Consider the following 5757-nt stretch of genomic DNA (forward strand, 5'->3'; position numbering starts at 1 on the left):
CGAGGACTACATCAATGCGCACATGCAGTACGCGGGCTGCACGCAGAACATATTTACCGACTCGGCCATCGATCGGATCTACCAGATCTCGAACGGTGTTCCACGGATGGTGAACCGTGTCTGCGAAAAGAGCCTGATGTATGCCAGTCAGACACAGAAGCGACTGATCGATGACCACATGGTCAGTTATGTGGCAGAACACGAAATGCTTGTTGTGAATGAGTAAGCAAATGCCGCCGAAGGTGATCTCCGGCGGCGATAACCCATACGACATTCATGACGCAAAGTTGAGCAGTTCAGCGACAGCTCATGAGAGCAGCTCCGTGACAGCTCATGAAATCAGCAACATATATCAAAAATCTCAGAGACTTCTTTTTCACTTAATGATACTTCTTGGTATGACATTAAACACACTCCCTAATTAGAATTGAATTTCAGCCGATCACACAACGGCAGGAGCTGCTCGATTTTGGCGACAATGTGCTTTTGCTCGGCAAGGGGTGGAAGAGGGATATATACAATTTTTTTTATATCCTCGGAACCCAAATTGCCTTGATTAGCCGTTCCTGTTTCCTTTGTAAAAATCGACTCTCTATAGTTGCAAAATTGCTGGAAGTTCACATTCCAGCAATTTTGCTGAATATTATGGGGCACTTCTCCCCGATCATCACTTTTTCTTTACCATGCAACGTTTCCGGAAGAATGAAATCCCATAGCAGAGAATCTGGTCGTAGTCGTCCTCGTACTCCGCAGCATACATCCGATCATCGATCTGCTGTAATGCCATATCGCACTCTCTTTCCATATTTTCCAGGGTCTTCGTGTACTTCGCTTCAAAGATGGCGACGCGTGCATTCACCGGATCATAGACGACCACATCGCTGCGGCCTTCTCCATGCTCCTTATTCGAATCCACCATGTATCCTGCACCTGTGAAGATGCCCGCCAGGAACGCATGGTAGAAATCCTCCCGATAGTCATGGTAGCTGATGGTGCGCCGGAGCAGGGCATTCATCTCTTTCGTTATGCCCTCACTGTCACCACGCCAGACGGCATCAAACAGCGCAGTTCGATTCCACTTCTTCGTGCTGTCATCAAACCAGCGGATGACGGTCGTCTCGAAGATCTCCCGGATCTCTGCATTCGGAATCATCAGCGCAACCATGCCATCTGGAACTTCACCCTTATAATCCGCTTCACGTGCCCGCGTCAGGTAACCTGTCAGGTAGAGTGTGCTCCAGAGGTTATCTTCTGAAGCGTGCAGGTAGTCGTACGTCAGGTTTTCATCCACTCGCTGAACGATGCAGCCACCAGCCATTAAGATTTCAAGCTTGTTTGTGATCGTACTCCCTGCATAGTCGATAAAGGAACGGATGATCGCATTGTCACTGGTGTTCTTCCAGTAGCTGATCGGCTTCGCCTTCGGATCGCGCTGCAGCTCCAGCATGTAATTCATCACATCCCACGGACAGTAGACATCGAAGTCTCCGAAATGATAGCCATCATACCATCTCCGGATGCTGTCCGCCTGTTCCGTCACACCCGCATCCTTCAGCAGCTGGTCCACTTCACTCTGCACGAAGCCGAAATACTCATTCAGACGAGAGTTCGTAATCGTATCGGACACAAAATTATTGGTGCCCGTAAAGATGCTTTCTTTCGCAATCTTCAGGCAGCCTGTCACCACTGCAAATTGAAGCGCCTGATTGTCCTTCAGAGCCTGCAGTAAGCCCTTCATGACATCCAGCATTTCCGCATAGTATCCGTTACTGTTTGCCTTGGCCACCGGAACATCATACTCATCGATCAGGAGGATCACAGGTTTACCATAGTGCTGCTGCATCATCCTGGTAAGCAGCAGCAGACTTCCTTTCGTGTCTTTCAAGGAAGCCTGTCCCCATTCCAGCTGCTTCGCGATCTCCTTATCACTGGTACCGATTCTGTCGCTGTCCAGCAGATAGCGATGCTTTTTATACAGTTCCGAGATGACCCAGGTGAGCATATCGTATGCCCCGGTAAAATCAAGACCATCCACCTGCCGAAACGAAACAAAAATCGTCGGATACTGATTCATCCACGCATCGCACAGCGCCTGATCCCTCGCAATCTCCAGCCCCTCAAACAGCGCTCTACTGTCCTTACGGATGTCGAAAAAGTTTTCCAGCATACTCATGCCCAGCGTCTTACCGAAGCGCCGAGGACGCGTGATCAGTGTCACTTTCGTCCCGGTTCTACTGAGCAGTTCTCCGATCAGCCCTGATTTATCGATGTAGTAATACCCGTTTTTACGAATTTCTTCAAAATTCGAAACCCCAACAGGAATATTCAGTATCCTCATCGCTGTCGCTCCTTTCACGTAGCCATGCGCATCACGATCTTTTGCCACCAGATAGCACATTACTCAGCACCCCCTAAAATCATGCTCATTCCGAATCAATCCAATTATCAGCACACCAAATTTCCGTCGCAGAGTTTATAAACTTTTTAGAATTTGTTTATTCTTTCTTACCGTGGCCTGGCCCCTCCTGCCCCTCTTTAATACCGGTTTTCGAAGAAGCAGTCCGCAATATATTCCGGAGACTCTGCCCAGAGACCGTTTTCCGTATTTTGCAGTGTCTTATAGGTATCGGAATGATAAAACTGTCCCAATGCCTCTATGAAATCAATCTTCCTAGCTTCTTTAATAATATCAACGACTGCCCGGATCTGAATGAACACGTTCATCGTGATATCTTTCCCATTAAAGGTATATATCTCACTCATACCGATCCCTCCCAACAAATCTCAAATATTCCAGTGCTTTTTGTGTGTGAAATGATACCTGATTATTTACCTTATTGTATCGAAGTCTGTTTACAGCTTCCTCCGCATGAAGGATCCCGCAATGTAAAGCTGAACCGTCTCCATGGTATGGTATCTTTCTTATATTTCAGAATAAATTCCACAGTTTTGATTCCGGTACCAAGTTCTTTATAGATTCTTGATTTTTCTATATGGAATATATTCGTCTCGTCGAAATCACCGAAATTCATTTCCGATTCTGCTATAGCAATCACTTCAGCATAACTCCTATTTCTTCTCTATAAAGCTGCCTAAACGTATCCATGATCGTATTATGTTCCAGTAATTCAAATCTTTCAGCTATTTCACACTGCACCTTATTCTCTTCATTCTTATAAAAAGAAATATATCGCACAGCACTATCCTGATTCCGCTTTACTTCGATGTATTTTGATAAGAAATAGTCATGTGTTGCAACAAATATCTGTACACCTTCGTGCTCTAACATGATAAGAAGCTCTGCTAATACAGGAATATATTTCGGATTAATATTCGCTTCAGGCTCATCCCAGAAAAGTATCGATCCCTTTTCAAGCGTCCCGTTTTTTACCAGCTGCCACAGCAAAGCTATCTTACGTAATCCCTCCGCAACTAAATTAAACTCAATTTTAGCCTGGGTACCCGGCTTAAGATAAAATCTGTCATCCAGTAATGTAACTTTACCTGTGCTGATTTTCTGCAGAATTTCCAAATATCTTTTTCTTTCTGCAGAGTCTGCGCCTCTGGATATGTCGATTTTAGCAGCCGCAATAATGTCCAGATATGTATCATCAAATTCTACATTTCCCATCTTAACTGCAGCTTCTAGATTCCACGCATTGGACAGAATCTCTTTAGCCGGAATAAAGACACTGGTCAGGTCCTGCTTTTCCCACTTTTCTTTTCCCCTAACCTCTGCATCCCATTTTTTCGTGCGAGTAGTAAATACCATACCCAGTTTCGCCCGGTCAGAATCCACAGAAACATGCGCAGTATTATTACTGTTCTTTCTTCTGTTTACTAAGCGACCGATATTTGACTGATCCGGTCGAAAAAGCATCGTTGATTTCTGAGAGAAAGACACATCATGTTTAGACGCCCAGCATGCCGCATACAGCAGCTTCAATATGTGCGTTTTTCCCATCCCATTTTCGCCTATAAATACATTCAGTCCTTTACAAAAATCAATACTTATATCTTCGAATACAGTAAAGTTGGCTGCTTCAATTCTTTTTAATGGCATTTTCATCACTCCGATTTCTGTATACTATGCTGACTTCAATCTTACCACATAATAGAAGTCACAAGAACCCCCCAAAATGGTGGCCCATGCAAGCCAAAATCGAAATCCGAAAAGCTCCTCTAATCGTAAGTTGCATTCAGTCTTACACAAGTAGCATTTACTCTTTCATACATCCACTTTATAGGCCCTTGCCCCGCCAGTCATCCTGCCAATGTCTCCATCCAGAAAGCAGTCACTTGTGTCGCTATCTTTCCAATCCCACTACTCATCGTTGCGCCTCCGCTGCATCAGCACACCAAATTTCCATCGTGGAGTTTATAAACTTTTTAGAATTTGTTTATGCTTTCTTCCCGGGGCCTGGCCCCAATGTTCAAGATAATTCCCGCGCTGATTATGCCGGTGACAAAGACAGCTTTACGCCATCTGCCATAAGAATCTTCATATATTTTATTCATTGCTGCCTTATATGACGGCATCTGTCTTACCACCTTCCTCTCCCCTGCATTGTCCACGATTTCATTCACAGATTAGAAGTGTTATAACAAATATTCCTGAAAATTCCTAGCGTTCCGAACAATTTTTCCCGCAGTCTTCGCGACATCTGACGACATTTCTCAGAACCGGAACAGCATATGGGTAAAAAGTTCCCTATGACACAAAAGAGATCCCCGAAAACACATCTGTCTCCGGGAATCTCCGCATTATATCCGTCTGCACGACGGTATTGTTTTTCTGTTGATCTGTCTTTCGCTCCGGTGCTTCTGCGATAATCCTACCAGGTTCTGGAATTCAGCGCTCTGAACTGGGCAACGGTCGGTACATGGGAGTTCAGACCGCCATCAACGTTGATGATCTGGCCTGTCACATAATAGCTCTCATCCGATGCAAGATATACGCAAAGATGTCCGATATCCTCCGGGCAGCCATAACGGTCTACCATAATATTGCTCAGGAAGATATCCTTTAATGCCTGCGGAACATGCGCCTCGTTCTGCGGAGTAACGATCAGACCCGGACGAACACAGTTGCAGCGGATTTTCTGTTTTCCGTACTGAGTTGCGACAGCCTGAGTCAGCATATTAACGCCTGCCTTTGCGCACGCATACGCGGTAGATCCGAGGTCGCCGGCGCAGGAAGCCATGGAACCGATATTGATAATGGAACCTCCATCCGGATTCTTCTGCAGATACGGAAGAGCAACTTTCGTTGTATAGAATGTACCGCGCATATCGCTCTGGAAGATCGCATCCCACATTTCCAGTGTCAGTTCATCAACACGTCCGTCCTTTAATCCAACGTTTGCCGCATTGTTTACCAGGATATCGATTTTTCCGTACTTTTCTTCCGTATCAGCAAACAGCTTGTCAATGCTGTCCATCTGCGTCATATCCATAAAGTGATAATAAGCTTCTCCGCCTGCTGCTGCGATCTCATCCACAACGGCCTGTCCTTTTTCCGCTCTTCTGCCGCAGATCACAACTTTCGCTCCCTCTGCCGCATACAGCTTCGCAATTCCCACACCAATACCACTTGTTGAGCCTGTAACGATCGCAACTTTGCCTTTTAATCTGTCCATTTTTCTTCCTTGTATGATGATTCCAGAAGCTAAATCAACATTTTCCTTTCTTTTTGATTCTGTGGTTCAATACATTCAGATACTGTGGGACTTTTTATTATCCCCTGTAGCTCTGACT

At 45.3% G+C, this 5757-nt stretch carries 5 protein-coding genes and 1 pseudogene; 1 reads left to right on the plus strand and 5 read right to left on the minus strand.

Translation table 11 applies throughout. From position 1 onward, the window contains the following. Positions 1-226: pseudogene (locus tag ACTNC3_RS11065) on the plus strand (AAA family ATPase); the annotation flags it as partial. A gap of 191 nt (positions 227-417) precedes the next feature. Here ACTNC3_RS11065 and ACTNC3_RS11070 read toward each other — a convergent pair. The 5 genes from ACTNC3_RS11070 to ACTNC3_RS11090 all read right to left on the minus strand — a co-directional run bounded on the left by ACTNC3_RS11070 (position 418) and on the right by ACTNC3_RS11090 (position 5639). After that, complete coding sequence (locus ACTNC3_RS11070; protein WP_441227461.1) at positions 418-654, minus strand: restriction endonuclease subunit S; 237 nt, start codon at positions 652-654, stop codon at positions 418-420. Between the two features lie 13 nt (positions 655-667). Next, positions 668-2338, minus strand: coding sequence for an AAA family ATPase (locus ACTNC3_RS11075; RefSeq protein ID WP_410043620.1), 1671 nt, complete (start codon positions 2336-2338; stop codon positions 668-670). Positions 2339-2535: 197 nt separating this feature from the next. Next, a complete protein-coding gene (locus ACTNC3_RS11080; protein WP_410043615.1) occupies positions 2536-2763 on the minus strand; it encodes a hypothetical protein in 228 nt (75 codons plus the stop codon). Between the two features lie 289 nt (positions 2764-3052). Continuing rightward, positions 3053-4063 carry an AAA family ATPase gene (locus ACTNC3_RS11085; protein ID WP_441227462.1) on the minus strand — a complete coding sequence of 337 codons (1011 nt, stop codon included), beginning with the start codon at positions 4061-4063 and terminating at the stop codon, positions 3053-3055. A 772-nt stretch (positions 4064-4835) separates the two neighbouring features. Beyond that, positions 4836-5639 carry an SDR family NAD(P)-dependent oxidoreductase gene (locus tag ACTNC3_RS11090; protein ID WP_410043614.1) on the minus strand — a complete coding sequence of 268 codons (804 nt, stop codon included), beginning with the start codon at positions 5637-5639 and terminating at the stop codon, positions 4836-4838. Between the last annotated feature and the right edge of the window lie 118 nt (positions 5640-5757).

It is taken from the genome of Oribacterium sp. HCP3S3_B9, from assembly GCF_052064255.1.
In the GTDB taxonomy this organism is placed as follows: domain Bacteria; phylum Bacillota; class Clostridia; order Lachnospirales; family Lachnospiraceae; genus Oribacterium.

Coding starts and splice junctions, on each gene's coding strand:
- ACTNC3_RS11080 (WP_410043615.1), bottom strand. CDS start 2,763: ATGAGTGAGATATATACCTTTAATGGGAAAGATATCACGATGAACGTG.
- ACTNC3_RS11090 (WP_410043614.1), bottom strand. CDS start 5,639: ATGGACAGATTAAAAGGCAAAGTTGCGATCGTTACAGGCTCAACAAGT.
- ACTNC3_RS11075 (WP_410043620.1), bottom strand. CDS start 2,338: ATGAGGATACTGAATATTCCTGTTGGGGTTTCGAATTTTGAAGAAATT.
- ACTNC3_RS11085 (WP_441227462.1), bottom strand. CDS start 4,063: ATGCCATTAAAAAGAATTGAAGCAGCCAACTTTACTGTATTCGAAGAT.